A 14,205-nucleotide genomic window follows, 5' to 3' on the forward strand; every position below is an offset into this window, starting at 1 on the left:
CGCGGCAGACCCGGGAGAACAAGGGATGGGGCTCGTGACCGAGGACGAGGCGGGACGGCTCGACGACCAGCGGTTCGCGCAGTGGCTGGCGACCGAGGCCGGCAGGGCGCTCACCGCGCTGCGGGACCGGCAGGGCTTCGCCGACCCGAAGGCGCTCAAGGACGCCGGCGACCGCGCGTCGCACGAGCTGATGACGGCGGCGCTGGCCCGGCTGCGGCCGGCCGACGCGGTGCTCTCCGAGGAGGAGGCCGACTCGCGCCGCGCGTGGGCGGACGGCGAGCGCGCGCCCCGGCACGAGGCGGACCGGGTCTGGATCATCGACCCGCTGGACGGCACGCGTGAGTTCTCCGAGGAGGGGCGGGACGACTGGGCGGTGCACGTGGCGCTCTGGCAGCGCTCCGCCGCCCCGGACGGCGCCCTGGTCGCCGGCGCGGTGGGCATGCCGGCCCGGACCACGGTGGACGGTACGCCGCTCGTGCTCGGCACCACCTGCCCGCAGCCGAAGGCGTCCGACGGGCCGATCCGGATCGCGGTGAGCCGCAGCCGCCCGCCGGCGTTCGTGGGCGAGCTGGTCGAGATGCTCGGCGCCACCGCCGTGCCGATGGGTTCGGCCGGTGTGAAGGTCTGCGCGGTGGTGACCGGCGAGGTCGACGCGTACGTCCACGCGGGCGGTCAGTACGAGTGGGACAGTGCCGCCCCGGTCGCCGTGGCGCTCGGTGCGGGCATGCACGCGTCCCGGATCGACGGTTCGCCGCTGCGCTACAACCGGGCCGACCCGCGGCTGCCCGATCTGCTGGTCTGCCGGCCCGAACTGGCCGACCAGTTGCTCGACGCGATCGCCCGGACCGGGGTCGAGATGCCCGCTTCGACCGTCACCGGTGACCAGGGTGAGGCGTTCGGCTGAGTGTCACGGTACGTACGGCCAGGTGGATGAGGGTTATCGTCGGGCAGGTATGCGTGGCGATCTGAGCCCCGACCACGGGCCGCCGACAGCCAGGGAGGGTCATGCCGGCCGACCGAGAGCCGCACAATGCCTTCGGGCAGCCGACCGGCCTGTGGCCGGGTCAGGACATTCCGCGTCAGGTGGGCGGCCCTTCGCTGCCCTGGCCGGAGGCCGAGAGCGCGCCACCGCCACCACCGGCGCGGCCGGGCGGTGACCTGCCCTGGCCCGAGCGTGACCGGCCCGACGCCGGTCACCACGACGGGCCCGGGCACGACCCGGCCGGCTGGGACGCCGCTCCCGGCACGACGAACGGCTGGGCGCCGCAGCAGGACGGCCCCTGGCCGCAGCACGGGCCCGCGGGCCACAACGACGCCGCCTGGCCGCAGGGTGAGCCGCACGACGACGCCTGGGCCACTCAGGCCGGTCCGGCGGACGGCCACACCGGCTGGGCGCCGCACGACGAGCCCGGCCGGGGACCGGCGGGCGACTTCGGGCCGGGCGGCCCGGCGGGCGAGGCGGGCTGGGGTGCGGGCACCACGGCGACCGCCACCCTGACCGGACCGCCCCCGGTGGACGTTCCGCACGGACCGGCCACCGGCGGGCCGGGCCGGCCGCCCGCGCCGCCGCTCGCCCCGGCCCCCGTGCCGTCGTCCGGCGGCTCCCGTCGTCGCTGGCGGGTCGCCCTCGCGGCGGCACTGGTCCTGGCCGTGGCCGGCAGCGGGGTCGCGGTGGCCACGCTGCGACCCGACGCGGCGGAACGGCAGGCCGGCGGGACGCCCGGCTCGGTCGGGCCGGCCACCTCGATGGGCCCCGGCACGCCCGGCACCCCGGGTGCGTCGCCGAGCGCCGACCAGGGTCTCGGCGGCAAGCCCTCGGCGCGTCCGTCGGCCTCCGCGGACGCCGGGCCGGCCTTCAGCGGTACGCGACTGACGCTGCCCGGCGCCTCGATCGGTGTGCAGAGCGGGGAGACGTTCGGCCAGGCGCTGGCCCGGTCCGACCAGACCTTCGGCAAGCTGCGGATGGCCCGGATCTTCTTCCCCGGCCTGCCGCCGGCGTGGTCCGGCAGCCGGGCCGACGTGGTGGACCGCACCGTCGTGGTGTCCTTCAAGGCGTCGCCGCAGGAGGTGAACACCGGCAAGTTCGACTCCCGCCTGACCTCCTGGTTCTCCTCGATCCCGCGCGAGCACAACGTCTACTGGTCGTACTTCCACGAGCCGGAGGACGACGTCGAGCGCGGCGCCTTCAGCACGACGGCGTACCGGACGGCGTGGAAGCGGATCGCCGGCCTGGCCGACCGGACGGGCAACCCGAAGCTGATCAACACGCTGATCCTGATGTGCTGGACGCTCGACTCGAAGTCCGGGCGCAGCTTCGACGCGTTCTACCCGGGTGGCGACGTGATCGAGGCGCTCGGCTGGGACTGCTACAACTGGGGCAAGAAGTGGAAGCGGTACGCCTCGCCGCAGGAGATCTACGGCCCCATGATCAGCAAGTCGAAGGCGCTGGGCAAGCCGTGGGGCGTCGCGGAGACCGGCAGCGACCTGGTTCCCGGTGACGGGGGCACCGGCCGGGCGGCCTGGATCCGGTCGATGACCAGCTTCCTCAACGGTCAGCGGCCGGAGTTCGTGGCGTACTACAACCAGACCGTCAGCCAGGGCGACTTCCGGCTGCTCGACCAGCCGAGCATCCAGGCGTGGAAGTCCTTCTGCACGGCCTGATCACAGCGGAACGGGAACGGGCGGGCGACCGAGGTCGCCCGCCCGTCTCGCGTACGGCTCAGATGCCCCGGCCGCGCTTGTGCAGCGTGCGCAGCACCCGGTCGGCCTGCACGGCCCGGCTCGCCACCGCCAGCGCCAGGTAGGCGCGCGGCTCCTTCGGGTTGCGGGCCAGCGTGCGCCGGGCCCAGCGGACCGCGTCGCGCCGGTTGCCCATCGCGGCCTGCGCGAAGGCGATCTGACCGGCCACCCGCGCCTCGCCGTGCGGCACCGTGGCGAACTCCGGGTAGCGGCGCAGCAGCCACTGCAACGCGGTCGAGATGGTCTCCCAGCGCTGCGCGAAGTAGGACCGCTTGTGCCAGCGGACCAGCACGTACGGGCTCTCCACGTTCACCAGCGGGGCGTAGCGGGCGGCGCGGAGCAGGAACTCGTAGTCCTCCGCGTAGCTGCCCGGGATCTGCTCGTCCACCAGGCCGATCGCGTCGAGCAGCGCGGCGCGGCGGATCAGGAACGTGGACGGGTGCAGCTCGGTGAGCCGGTCGCGCAGCAGCGCCTCCAGCGAGATCCGGGCGCGGTCCAGCGAACGGTCCACCGTACGGTCGTCGTAGCTGACCCGGATGCCGCAGCTCACCAGCGCGCCGTCCGGGTGCGCGTCGAGCGCCCCGAACTGGGCGGCCAGCTTGCCGGGCAGCCACTCGTCGTCGTCGTCGCAGAACGCCACCCAGTCGCCGGTGGCGGCCTCGATGCCGGTGTTGCGCGCGCCGGCCAGCCCGGCGGTACGGGTATTCGTGATCACCCGGATCCGGCGGTCACCCCGGTCGGTCTCCAGCGACCGGTCCGGCTCGGACTGGTCGTAGACCACGATCGCCTCGATCAGGCCCGGGTGGGCCTGGCTGAGGATGGCGTCGAGCGCCGCACGCAGCAGCTCCGGACGGTCCCGCGTCGGTACGACGACCGAGATGCTCGGCCCACTCATGCTCTCTCCACGGACTCGTCGGATCCCCGCTGGCCCAGATAGCCGTAGCGGACCCGCAGGGGAAGCGTGGCCAGGCTGACCACGGCACGGCTGCGGCGCGGCAGGCGGTCCCGCCACGCCTCGTCCCGGCGCACCGTCAACGGCCCGCCGCTGAACCGCAGCGGGTTGCCGGCGACGCTGTGCGCACGGAACGGCGCGGCCGGCTCGGGGGCCGCGCCGGTCTCGTCGGCTCCGGACAGGATGCGCAGCGCCGCCGGGTCGTCCGGCAGGCCGGCGAAGTCCCGCACCCGGCGTACGGTGCCGGCCGGTTCGGCGGTGAAGTCCTCGTAGCGCAGCCGCAGCACCTTCGCCCGGGAGGCGAGCAGATGGAACGCGGCGTTCTGCGCGGTCCACAGCTTGCTCACCTCGAACGGCGAGAAGGTCGGCATGAAGTCCTCGCCGTCGACGACCTCGGGGCGGCGCACCTGCTTGCCCCACGAGTACGCCACCGCCCGGCTGTCCCGGACCAGGTGCAGTACCCGCAGGTCCAGCCCTTCGGCCCAGCGCAGGGCGAAGGCGAGCGAGGCGTGCTTGCTGGAGTCCACCACCACCCGGGCGCCGGTCACCGACAGCGCGGCCCGGTAGATCCGGGTGTACAGGTCGGCGTAGCGGCGCACGTCGGCCAGCTGCTCCGGCGGGAGCGCCTCCTTGGCGAGCCGGGGGATGTGCCGGGTCCGGTCGACGCGGTCCTTGAGCGCCAGCACGTCGTCCCGGTCGACAGCGGCCCAGCCGCCGAACGCCTGGTCGCCGACCTGCCGCCAGAACGGGCAGGCGGTGAACCGCTCACCGCAGCCGCACCGCTCGTCGGCGCCGAGCGCCCGCTCCCACAGGTGCACCACCTCGCCGACGGCACACACGTCGGCGCTCTGCGCCAGCAGCAGCTCCAGCAGCGTGGAGCCGCTGCGGCCGAGGCCGCCGACGAAGAGGACCCGCGGCGTCGCCGGATCCGGGGCGCTCATCCGCGACGCCCGACGGCTCGTTGTCGTACCCGCCGGGCCACCAGCTCGTCGATCACCGCGCCGACCCGGGCGACCGCCTCGGCGCGCGGGTCCGGGCGGTTCGGGTCGGCGGCCAGCACGAACCGGTTCGGGTCGGCCAGGCCCTCGTCGAGCGCGGCGAGCAGCTCGGCCTCGGACTCGCACAGCCGCACCATGCCGGCCGCGCCGAGACGGCGGGAGAACAGCTGCTGGTGGTTGTCGACGTGCTCGTCGTGCGACGGGTCGCGGGGCACCACGATCGGCAGGTGGCCGTTGCGGCGCGCCTCGGTGATGGTGGCCGGGCCGCCGTGGCTGACCACGAGCGTCGCCTCGGCCATCGCCCGCTGGAGTTCCTCGTGGCCGAGGAACGGGGTGGCCTCGGGCAGGGCCGGGGTGCGGCTGTGGCCGTACTGGAGGACCAGCCGGACCTCGGGCCGCGCTGCGTGCCAGCGCTCCAGCCAGCCGACCAGCCGGTCGAAGCGGTGCACGTCGGTGCCGACCACGACCAGCACGTACGGTGCCGCGGAACGCCGGTCCCGCTGCTGCGGAATGTGCGCCATCAGAGCAGATTCCCCACGACGGTGGCCTCCGGGTACATCCGGCGCTGCTCGTCCCACTGCACGAGCATCGCGGAGAGGAAGGGGCGGCAGAGCCGGGCGGTGAGCGTCGCGCTGTCGATCCGGTCGTACACCTCGATGTAGACCGTCGGGATCTTGCGCATCCGGGCCGCCACCACGAACGGCAGGGCGACCCCGGCACCGGTGGTGACCACGGCGTCGACCTGGCGCCGCCGGATCACCTTCAGCGCGAGGAACGCGTTGCGTACCAGGTTCTTGACGTTGCGTGTGGTGGGGTGGTGCGCCCAGACCACGTCCTCACCGGCGAGCAGCGAGCGCGCGTCCGGGGTGTCGAAGGTTACCCATGCGCGGCGCCGATCCCGGTACCACGGTTCCAGGGCCAGGAGCTGGGCCAGGTGCCCGCCACTGGAACCCACCAGCAGGACCTGCCCCGAGTCCTCGGTTGACCCGCTCACCACAAAAGTCCTCCCGTACGCGGATGACGCGTCCGGATTTTTGTGAATGCCCCTCGGACGCGTCCTGACAACCTACTGGCGCGCCCATGGGCAACTGAAGGGGCCATTGGACGGATCCTGGCTCGCCGGTCGGCTCACCTCTCGATTCCCGTCACCGGGATGCCCACCGGCCGGCCACCGTCCAGGTCAGCCCGGTTCGCCCCGCGCCGCCGGGGCGGGCCACCGGAAGAAAGTGAGATGTGTCAGGATTCCGTCACCGCTCCGCACGAGAGCCGTCGGCGACGCCGGCTTATCCGGGGACAGGTCGGGCCCGACACCGGGAAACCCGCCGAATGGTCAGCGCCGATCGGCCATTTCTACGCGGGCTGCCCACACCCGGGCAGGCTTACCGGAACGTGAGCAGACTTTCCCTCGTCGTTCGGATCGGGGACACTCAAGGCCACGGTCAGGTCCAGCTGTGCCGTGGACTGCCCGGCTCGGTCGAAAGGGAGCGACAGACTCTGATGCCCTCACCCCGTTTGGCCGAGAGCGACGCCGACGGTCTTGCCCTGATGGCCTACCTGGGCTGGCTGCGCCGCCGCTGGTGGATCCTGCTGCTCGCCGCGGCCCTCGGTCTCGGTGGTGGGCTGGCGCTGAACCAGATCCAGGAGGCGCGCTACACCTCGACCACCTCGCTGCTGGTGCGCCCGCTCGGCTCGGGCGCGGAGAGCAACCCCAACGCCAAGGTCAACCTCGACACCGAGGCCCAGGTGGTCCGCTCGCTGGTGGTGGCCGAGCGGGCCAAGGCGCTGATGAAGGTCGACACCGGTGCCGACCAGCTGGTCAAGTCGGTGACCGTCAAGGTGCCGCCGAACAGCCAGATCCTCCAGGTGGCGTACGAGGCGAACAGCCCCGAGGGCGCCCAGTCGGGCTCGCACGCGTTCGCCCAGGCGTATCTGGACCTGCGCAAGGCCACCGCGCAGAAGGCGCTGGAGAACGAGACGACCGCGCTCAAGCAGCAGATCGCCGAGCTGCAGAAGCAGCTCAGTGCCGTCGCCGGGCGGATCGCGGCGTCGCCGTCGAACTCGCCCGAGCGGGAGCGGGCCGAGGCCGAACGGAGCCTTCTCACCAGCCAGATCACCGGCCTGAACAACCGGCTCAGCCCGCTGGTCTCGGCCGGCTCCGACCCCGGCGAGATCATCTCCGACGCCCGTCTCCCCGACTCGCCCAGCTCACCGAACCGCACGCTCAACCTCGCCAGCGGCATGGGCGCGGGCCTGCTGCTCGGCATCGTGCTGGCGCTCGTGCTGGACCGGCTCGACACCCGGATCCGGCGTGGTCGTGACATTTCCGACCGGGTCGGCCTGCCGCTGCTGCTGGAACTGCCGGTGCGCGCGCCCTCGCTGGCCGTCCTGCCGGCCACCCACCGGGTCTCCCGCGAGCTGGGCCGGCTGCGCAACGTGCTGCTGTCCGCCGTGCCCGAACCGGCGCAGGGCGGGCGCGGTCGCCAGTTGCTGATCTGCGACGCCTCGGCCGGCACCGCCGCCGGATTCGTCGCCGCCAACCTCGCCGCCGCGTACGCCCGTACCGGCCAGCAGGTCGCGCTGATCACCACCAAGCCCGACTCGACGGTGGGCGCCATCACCGGCGTGGCCGAGGGCCGGCACAACCTGGCATCGGTGCTGCGCCGCGACGTACCCCCGCTCAAGGCGCTCGCGCCGGTGCCGGGGCTGGGCCAGCTCCGGGTGCTGGTGCCGGGCGACCTGGACGCGGAGGTCGAGCTGCCGGTCGCCGGTCTGCTGGAGATCATGCACGAGCTGTCCGCGCGCTTCGACCACGTGATCATCGAGACCGCGCAGCCCACGTTCGCCGTAGAGGCCCAGGCCCTGGGCCGGTACGTCGACGCCGTGATCATGGTGGCCGAGGCGGGCAAGACCCGCAGCGGTGAGATCACCGCCGCCCTGCAGCAGTTCGAGCAGGTGAACGCGCCGGTGATCGGTGCCGTGCTGGCCCCACGCCTGCCCGCCCCGGTGGCCGGCGCCGCCCGGCCGGCGTCCTCGGGCGGTGCGAGCAGCACGTCGGGCACGTCGGGCACGCCGAGCACCCCGGTGGCACCGGCCAACCGGCCCAAGCCCCGGCCGAGCCCCGGCCCGTCCGCCGAGTCGACGATGGTGCTGCCGCGCATGCAGTCGTCCCGCCCCGCCCCGGCGAAGCCGGCACCGGGCAAGGCCACCCCACCGCCGAACCCCGGCAACCCAGGCAACCAGGGCATGCCGGGTAAGCCGGTGCCGCTCAACGGCACCGGCGGCACGTACCGCTCCCGGGGTGACGGCGACGGCCGCAGCTACGCGCTCGACTCCGGCGAGGACCTGGGGTGAACCGCCGGCAGATGCTCCGCGCCGCCATCGCCCCCGCCGTCGTCCTCGGCGTCGGGACCGGGTGCAGCGAGCCCGAGCCCAAGCCGGGCAAGGTCCAGGTGGTGGACCCGGGCGACGTCACCGCCTCGCCGTCATCGGCCAGTGCCTCGCCGACCCTGCCCACCGGCCCGCTGACCGGCGCGCCGGTGAGCACCCCGGCCGCCGCCACCCGCCAGGCGGTCGCTGTGCCGCTGCGGGTGAGCCCCGCGACCACCCCGGCCGGCCTGGACGCCGCCGACCTGGTCTACGCCGAGTTCGCCGAGTCCGACACGCTGCACCTGACCGCCGTGTTCCACTCCAAGGACGCCACCAAGATCGGCCCGGTCACCGAGATCCGGCCGGTCGACATCCGGTCGCTCGCGGTGCTGCGCCCGTTCGTCGGCTACGACGGCGGCCCCACCGGCTTCCTCACCCAGTTCGAGAACTCCGACCTCGACGGCGTGACGCCCGACGACGACAGCAAGGTCTTCTCCGGCGACTACACGTCGACCGCCGCGCTGCTCAAGGCCGCCCCGAAGGGCGGCCAGCCGCCCACCCCGCCGATCGACCACGCCGGCGAGGGCGACGCGCTCGCCGCCCGCGACCTCGCGCCGGCCACCGAACTCACCGTCACCGTCTCCGGCGGCCCGCCGATGGTCTGGCGGTACGACCAGGCCAAGTCCGTCTGGGTCGGCAAGGTCGGCAAGGTCACCGTGACCGCCGCCTCCGTCATCGTGCTGACGATGGAGTACCGCACGCTGGACGTCCGCAACCCGTCCCCGCGTTCGCTGCCCTCGGCGAACGTCTTCGGTGAGGGCGCGGTGCTGGCGGTGTCCGGGCCGAACAGCGCGAAGGGCCGGTGGCGCAAGCCCGGCCTGGGCATGGTCTGCACGCTCGCCGACACCGGCGGCGATCTCCTGCACCCCCAGCCCGGCAACGCGTGGGTGATCTACGCGCCGACCACCGCCAAGGTCACCGTGAAATGAGCACCGCCACCCCGCCCCGCACCGCGCGCGGGACGGTTCCGGTCGGAGCGGTGTCGCCGCCGGACGGGAACCGCCTGCGGCCGGTGACGGTACGGCCGGAGAGCTGGTCGTGGCGGCTGCCGACGGCGTGGCCGCTGATCTCGGTCTTCCTGCTGTACCCGCTGTGGTGGGTGCTCGGCGTGTCGAGCTTCGTCTTCGTCATCTTCGCGGTGCCGATGGTGGTGCAGATGCGCAAGCGGGGCCCGATCCGGGTGCCGCCCGGCTTCGGGATCTGGATGGTCCTGCTGCTCTGGGTGTTCCTGTCCGTGCTCACCCTCGACCTCACCGCGCCGAACACGCTGCCACCCGGCGGCAGCGGCAAGTACATCGGCTGGGGCATCCGGCTCGCCAACTACGTCGCCATGACCGTGACCATGCTCTACGTCTACAACCTGCGGGAGCGGGAGCTGTCCCAGCGCCGGATGGTCCGCCTGTTCGGGTTCATGGGCGTGGTCGTGGTGCTCGGCGGCTGGATCGGCTCGCTGTTCCCGAACCTCACGTTCGTCGCGCCGCTGCGATTCGTCCTGCCCCAGTCGATCGCCGGTCACCCGTACGTCACCTCGCTCATGGAGATCAAGTTCGCCCAGGTGCAGCAGGTGATCGAGGGGGAGGCCAGCTCGCCCCGCCCGTCCGCGCCGTTCACCTACACGAACTCGTGGGGCCAGAACACCGCGATCCTGCTGGTCTGGCTGATCGTCGGCTGGGTCGTGCTGGGCAAGCCGATGCGCCGTACCGCGGGCGTGGCGATCGCCCTGGCCGCGATCTTCCCGATCGTCTACTCGCTGAACCGGGGCCTCTGGATCGGTCTCGGCATCGCCGCCGCCTACGTCGCGCTGCGGCTCGCGCTGCGCGGCCGGATGGTGGTGCTCGGCGGGCTCGCCCTGGCGGTCGGGCTGATCGGGGTGCTGATCGTCGCCACACCGCTCGGCCGCACCTTCGACGAACGCCTCCAGAACGGCCACAGCGACGACATCCGGACCACGCTGTCCCAGGGCGCGGTCGCCGCGGCCAACCACTCGCCGATCCTCGGGTACGGCGGCAACCGGGCGCTGATCGGCAGCAACCGGTCCATCGCCATCGGCAAGTCCGAGGACTGCAAGCAGTGCGGCAACCGGGAACTGGGCAGCAACGGCCAGGTCTGGGCGCTGCTCGTCGGGCAGGGCTGGGTCGGCGCGATCTGCTACAACGCCTTCTTCATCTACTGCATCTGGCGCTACCGCCGCGACCACAGCGCGATCGGCATCGCCGGCACGCTCATCCTCATCCTCATGCTCTTCTTCCAGTTCACCTACGGTGCGATGGAAGCGACACTCGCCTACGCCCTGATCACTGTCGCCCTGCTGGCCCGCAACGACCGGATACGCCGGTCGCTCGCGCCGGCGCCACCCCAGGGCACGATCGCCGGGCTACGGGCCCGACTGGAAAAGACCGGTGACAGCTGATGGTGTTCCGCGTACCCCCGGACGGCGACGGCCGTGCCGCGTACCTCGGTGAACTGGCCGGGCTGATCTGGCCCGCGCCGGCCGAGCCCAGCCTGCGCCGCGGCGGCGCCGGCTGGGTGGTGGTGCCCTCGGCGTCCCGCCCCCGGCTGCTCGTGCCGACCGGCTCGGGCCGGGCGGCGGCGAGCGCGGTCCGGCACTCCACCGAGGCGGTCGGCCGCAAGGCCAAGCTGGTCCGGCAAGGGCTGTCCACGGCGTTCCGGCTCGGGCTGGGCCCGCTGGTGTTCCGCGACCGGCTGGTGGTCGACGGCGGCGGGCTGGACGCGCACCTGACCGAGGTGCTCGGCGAGCCGGCGCTGGTGAGCCTGCACATCGGGCCGGCCCGGGCGAACCGCAAGCCGGTGCTGCAACTGCTCGCCCCGGACGGCCGGGCCCTCGGGTACGCCAAGCTCGGCGTCGACCCGCTGACCCGCGCGCTGGTGCACGCCGAGGCGGACGCGCTGCGCCGCCTCGCCGAGGTGCCGCTCGGCCCGGTGGTCCTGGCCGGGGTACGCCATCACGGCGACTGGCACGGCCACGCGCTGCTGGTGCAGGAGGCGCTGCCGGTACGGCTGCCCCGGGCCACCCCGGCCGCCGCGGAGGCGGCCGAACGCGACGCGATGGTGGCGGTCGCCGGCTGTCTCGGCGTACGCCGGCAGTCGTGGGCGGCCAGCGGGCACGCGGCCCGGCTCACCGAGGCGGTGGACGCGCTCGGGCCCCGGCCGGAGGCCGGGCGGCTGCGCGCGGCGCTGAAGTCCGTCGCGGACGCCGACCCGGTGGTGGCCTTCGGCGCCTGGCACGGTGACTGGAACGGCGGCAACAGCGCCGTGCTGGCCGACGGCCGGGTGCTGGTCTGGGACTGGGAGCGGTTCGAGGCGGACGTGCCGGCCGGGTACGACGCGCTGCACCTGGCGGTGCAGGGCGCGATGAGCCACGACGGGGTGGAGCCGGTCGAGGCGGCCCGAGCGCTGATCGCCGGCGCCGGGGCCACCCTGGCGCCGTTCGACCAGACCGGCGGGGGCGCCGATCTGGTCGCCGTGCTCTACCTGGTGGAGCTCGCGGCGCGCTACCTGCGGGACCGGCAGGCGGAGGCGGGTGCGCGACTGGGGCACGTCGACACCTGGCTGCTGCCCGCCGTCGAGGAACACCTGGCCCGCCGGGCCGGGTGAGAGTGAGGAGTGGGGACGTGACGCTGGCCAAGGAGCAGGCGCTCCGCGCGGTGAAGTCGGTGAGCCGGACGGTCGGCCGGCTGACCGCCGGTTCGCGGATGGTGCCGGGATTCCTGATCGTGGGGGCGCAGCGCTGCGGCACCACCTCGCTGTTCAAGACGCTGTCGCAGCATCCCGGTGTGCTGCCGCCCGCCTACCACAAGGGCGTGCACTACTTCGACATGGACTACCACCGGGGGATGAGCTGGTACCTCGGGCACTTCCCCACCACCGGCAAGGCCGAGGCGGTGAAGGCCCAGATCGGGGTACGCGGGATCACCGGCGAGTCCAGCCCGTACTACATGTTCCACCCGCTGGCCGGGCAGCGGATCGCCCGTGACCTGCCCTCGGTGAAGCTGCTGGTGCTGCTGCGTGACCCGGTGGAGCGCGCCTACTCGGCGCACTCGCACGAGCTGGCCCGGGGCTACGAGACCGAGACGGACTTCGAGCGGGCGCTCGCGCTGGAGGAGTCCCGTACGGCGGGCGAGCGGGAGCGGATGATCAGCTCCGCGTCGTACGCCAGCGAGCACCTCCAGCACAACGCGTACCTGGCCCGCGGCCGCTACATCGAGCAGCTGGAGCGCCTGGAGGCGCTGGTCGGCCGGGACCGCATGCACGTCATCGACAGCGACGACTTCTTCGCCGACCCGCGCCCTTCCTTCGACGCGGTCTGTGACTTCCTCGGGCTGCCCCGCTGGGCGGACATCGCGTTCGGCAAGCACAACTCGCGCTCCCGTTCGCCCATGTCGGCGGAGCTGCGGACCCGGCTGGAGGACCACTTCGCGCCGTACGACGAGCGGCTGGCGACGTGGTGGGGACGCGTGCCGTCGTGGCGGCGGTGACGCGGGCGGACGCCGGCGGCACCCCGACGCTCACCGCACCGCCCCCCGGGCCGGGCGCGGGGCTGGGCGGCGCGGCCCGGCAGGGCTTCGCCAACCTGGTCGGGGTCGGGCTGGCCGCGGTCGCCGGCTTCGGCCTGAACATCGTCATCGCCCGCGGCTGGTCGGTCCGCGAGGCGGGCATGTTCTTCGCCGCCACCAGCGCGTTCATGATCGCCGCGTCGGCGGCCCGGCTCGGCACCGACGTCGGCACCGTCTACTTCGTCAGCCGCCAGCGCACGCTCGACCGCCGCGACCAGATCCGGGGCACCATCCTGGTCGGGTTGCTGCCGGTGCTCGTGGTCGGCACGCTGCTCGGGCTGGCCGGCTGGCTGGCCGCACCGGCGCTGGCCCGGGCCACCATGCCGGAGGCCGGGCCGGAGGCGGTGACCGCGCTGCGCATCCTGCTGGCGTTCGTGCCGCTGGCCGCGCTGAACGACTACGCGCTCGCCGCCTGCCGCGGCTTCGGCCAGATGCGCCCGCTGCTGACTGTTGAGCGGCTCGGCCGCACGCTGGTGCAGTTCCTGGGTGTGGCGGTGGCCGCCTGGCTCGGCATGTCCGCCACCGTCGCGCTGCCGCTGGCCTGGGTGGTGCCGTACCTGATCGCCGCGGTGGTCGCGCTGTTCTGGCTGAGCCGGCTGGTCGGCCGGGCCGGGAGGCAGGTGACCCGGCCGGTGCCGGCGCGCGAGCTGGCCGGGCCGTTCTGGCGGTTCACCGGGCCCCGCGCCGTCAGCAGCCTGGCCGCGATCGTGGTGCAGCGGCTGGACATCGTGCTGCTCAGCGCGCTGCGCGGCCCGGCGGACGCGGCGATCTACACGGCCGCGACCCGGTTCCTGGCGCTGGGTCAGCTCTCCAGCGTCGCGCTGTCCAGCTCGGTGCAGCACCGGCTGGCCGCCGCGTTCGCCCGCGACGACCGGGCCGAGGCGCGCCAGCTCTACCAGGCCGCCACCGGCTGGCTCGTGCTGCTCTCCTGGCCCGCGTACCTGATCTTCGCGGCGTTCGCCACGCCGATGCTGGCACTGTTCGGATCCGGGTACGGCGACGGCCGCCGGGTCGTGGTGCTGCTGGCGCTGACCATGCTGCTGGCCACCGGCTGCGGCATGGTCGACATGGTGCTCAACATGGCCGGGCGCACCGCGTGGACGTTCTACAACGCGATGACCGGCACCGTGCTCAACGTGGTCGGCAACCTGGTGCTCATCCCGCGGTACGGCATCCTCGGCGCGGCCCTGGCCTGGACCGTCTCCATCCTGGTCACCAACCTGGTGCCGCTGACCCAGCTCTGGTGGTCGATGCGGCTGCACCCGTTCGGCGCCGGTACCCGGGCCGCGATGGCGCTGGCGGTGGTCACGCTGGGTCTGCCGCTCGGCCTGGCGACGCTGCTCGGCGCCGGTCCGCTGGTACTCGCGCTGGTGACGGTCGCCGGGCTGGTCGCGTACGCGACGGGCGTCTGGCGCTGGCGGCGCACCCTGCACCTCGACGCGCTGCGCGCCCTCCGCCGCGGCCGTAACCGGGCCGGGGCGGACCCGGCCGCCCAGTCCTGACCGATCCTGCGCAC

12 protein-coding genes are annotated in these 14,205 nt (G+C 73.7%); 8 read left to right on the plus strand and 4 right to left on the minus strand.

Annotated features, from left to right (window positions below; translation table 11 throughout):
• The first annotated feature begins 25 nt into the window (after positions 1 to 25).
• Together MICAU_RS30805 and MICAU_RS30810 are read left to right on the plus strand one after the other, a co-directional pair.
• Positions 26 to 904, plus strand: coding sequence for a 3'(2'),5'-bisphosphate nucleotidase CysQ (locus tag MICAU_RS30805; RefSeq protein WP_013289264.1), 879 nt, complete (start codon positions 26 to 28; stop codon positions 902 to 904).
• Between the two features lie 101 nt (positions 905 to 1,005).
• The gene (locus tag MICAU_RS30810; protein ID WP_013289265.1) at positions 1,006 to 2,661 is read left to right on the plus strand and encodes a glycoside hydrolase family 26 protein; all 1,656 of its coding nucleotides are present in this window, start codon (positions 1,006 to 1,008) and stop codon (positions 2,659 to 2,661) included.
• Positions 2,662 to 2,719: 58 nt separating this feature from the next.
• Here the strand turns inward: MICAU_RS30810 and MICAU_RS30815 are convergent, their stop codons facing one another.
• Genes MICAU_RS30815 through MICAU_RS30830 form a run of 4 tightly spaced genes read right to left on the minus strand, consistent with a single transcriptional unit; the run spans position 2,720 to position 5,686 of the window.
• The gene (locus MICAU_RS30815) at positions 2,720 to 3,634 is read right to left on the minus strand and encodes a glycosyltransferase family 2 protein (RefSeq protein ID WP_013289266.1); all 915 of its coding nucleotides are present in this window, start codon (positions 3,632 to 3,634) and stop codon (positions 2,720 to 2,722) included.
• Positions 3,631 to 4,632, minus strand: coding sequence for a sulfotransferase family protein (locus MICAU_RS30820; protein ID WP_013289267.1), 1,002 nt, complete (start codon positions 4,630 to 4,632; stop codon positions 3,631 to 3,633). Before MICAU_RS30820 ends, MICAU_RS30815 begins: the two co-directional genes overlap by 4 nt.
• Positions 4,629 to 5,210, minus strand: coding sequence for a glycosyltransferase (locus MICAU_RS30825; RefSeq protein WP_013289268.1), 582 nt, complete (start codon positions 5,208 to 5,210; stop codon positions 4,629 to 4,631). Before MICAU_RS30825 ends, MICAU_RS30820 begins: the two co-directional genes overlap by 4 nt.
• A complete protein-coding gene (locus tag MICAU_RS30830; protein WP_013289269.1) occupies positions 5,210 to 5,686 on the minus strand; it encodes a glycosyltransferase family 28 protein in 477 nt (158 codons plus the stop codon). Before MICAU_RS30830 ends, MICAU_RS30825 begins: the two co-directional genes overlap by 1 nt.
• Before the next feature lie 500 nt (positions 5,687 to 6,186).
• Between MICAU_RS30830 and MICAU_RS30835 the strand changes: the two genes are divergently transcribed.
• From MICAU_RS30835 to MICAU_RS30860, 6 genes are read left to right on the plus strand one after another with little or no spacing between them, the layout of a single operon-like run.
• Positions 6,187 to 8,040, plus strand: a complete 1,854-nt coding sequence (locus tag MICAU_RS30835) for a Wzz/FepE/Etk N-terminal domain-containing protein (RefSeq protein ID WP_013289270.1) — start codon at positions 6,187 to 6,189, stop codon at positions 8,038 to 8,040.
• The gene (locus tag MICAU_RS30840; RefSeq protein ID WP_013289271.1) at positions 8,037 to 9,044 is read left to right on the plus strand and encodes a DUF3048 domain-containing protein; all 1,008 of its coding nucleotides are present in this window, start codon (positions 8,037 to 8,039) and stop codon (positions 9,042 to 9,044) included. The genes MICAU_RS30835 and MICAU_RS30840 overlap by 4 nt, the downstream gene beginning before the upstream one ends.
• The gene (locus tag MICAU_RS30845; protein ID WP_013289272.1) at positions 9,041 to 10,525 is read left to right on the plus strand and encodes an O-antigen ligase family protein; all 1,485 of its coding nucleotides are present in this window, start codon (positions 9,041 to 9,043) and stop codon (positions 10,523 to 10,525) included. The genes MICAU_RS30840 and MICAU_RS30845 overlap by 4 nt, the downstream gene beginning before the upstream one ends.
• Entirely contained in the window at positions 10,525 to 11,730 is a 1,206-nt protein-coding gene (locus MICAU_RS33510; RefSeq protein ID WP_013289273.1) for a hypothetical protein, read from the plus strand. The genes MICAU_RS30845 and MICAU_RS33510 overlap by 1 nt, the downstream gene beginning before the upstream one ends.
• A gap of 17 nt (positions 11,731 to 11,747) precedes the next feature.
• The gene (locus MICAU_RS30855) at positions 11,748 to 12,611 is read left to right on the plus strand and encodes a sulfotransferase family protein (RefSeq protein ID WP_013289274.1); all 864 of its coding nucleotides are present in this window, start codon (positions 11,748 to 11,750) and stop codon (positions 12,609 to 12,611) included.
• Positions 12,578 to 14,191 carry an oligosaccharide flippase family protein gene (locus tag MICAU_RS30860; RefSeq protein ID WP_013289275.1) on the plus strand — a complete coding sequence of 538 codons (1,614 nt, stop codon included), beginning with the start codon at positions 12,578 to 12,580 and terminating at the stop codon, positions 14,189 to 14,191. Before MICAU_RS30855 ends, MICAU_RS30860 begins: the two co-directional genes overlap by 34 nt.
• Positions 14,192 to 14,205 lie beyond the last annotated feature (14 nt).

This window comes from Micromonospora aurantiaca ATCC 27029, assembly GCF_000145235.1.
GTDB lineage: Bacteria > Actinomycetota > Actinomycetes > Mycobacteriales > Micromonosporaceae > Micromonospora > Micromonospora aurantiaca.

Excerpts from the sequence above, each read along its gene's own strand:
- MICAU_RS30805 (WP_013289264.1), top strand. The coding sequence starts at position 26 with ATGGGGCTCGTGACCGAGGACGAGGCGGGACGGCTCGACGACCAGCGG.
- MICAU_RS30810 (WP_013289265.1), top strand. The coding sequence starts at position 1,006 with ATGCCGGCCGACCGAGAGCCGCACAATGCCTTCGGGCAGCCGACCGGC.
- MICAU_RS30815 (WP_013289266.1), bottom strand. The coding sequence starts at position 3,634 with ATGAGTGGGCCGAGCATCTCGGTCGTCGTACCGACGCGGGACCGTCCG.
- MICAU_RS30820 (WP_013289267.1), bottom strand. The coding sequence starts at position 4,632 with ATGAGCGCCCCGGATCCGGCGACGCCGCGGGTCCTCTTCGTCGGCGGC.
- MICAU_RS30825 (WP_013289268.1), bottom strand. The coding sequence starts at position 5,210 with ATGGCGCACATTCCGCAGCAGCGGGACCGGCGTTCCGCGGCACCGTAC.
- MICAU_RS30835 (WP_013289270.1), top strand. The coding sequence starts at position 6,187 with ATGCCCTCACCCCGTTTGGCCGAGAGCGACGCCGACGGTCTTGCCCTG.
- MICAU_RS30845 (WP_013289272.1), top strand. The coding sequence starts at position 9,041 with ATGAGCACCGCCACCCCGCCCCGCACCGCGCGCGGGACGGTTCCGGTC.
- MICAU_RS33510 (WP_013289273.1), top strand. The coding sequence starts at position 10,525 with ATGGTGTTCCGCGTACCCCCGGACGGCGACGGCCGTGCCGCGTACCTC.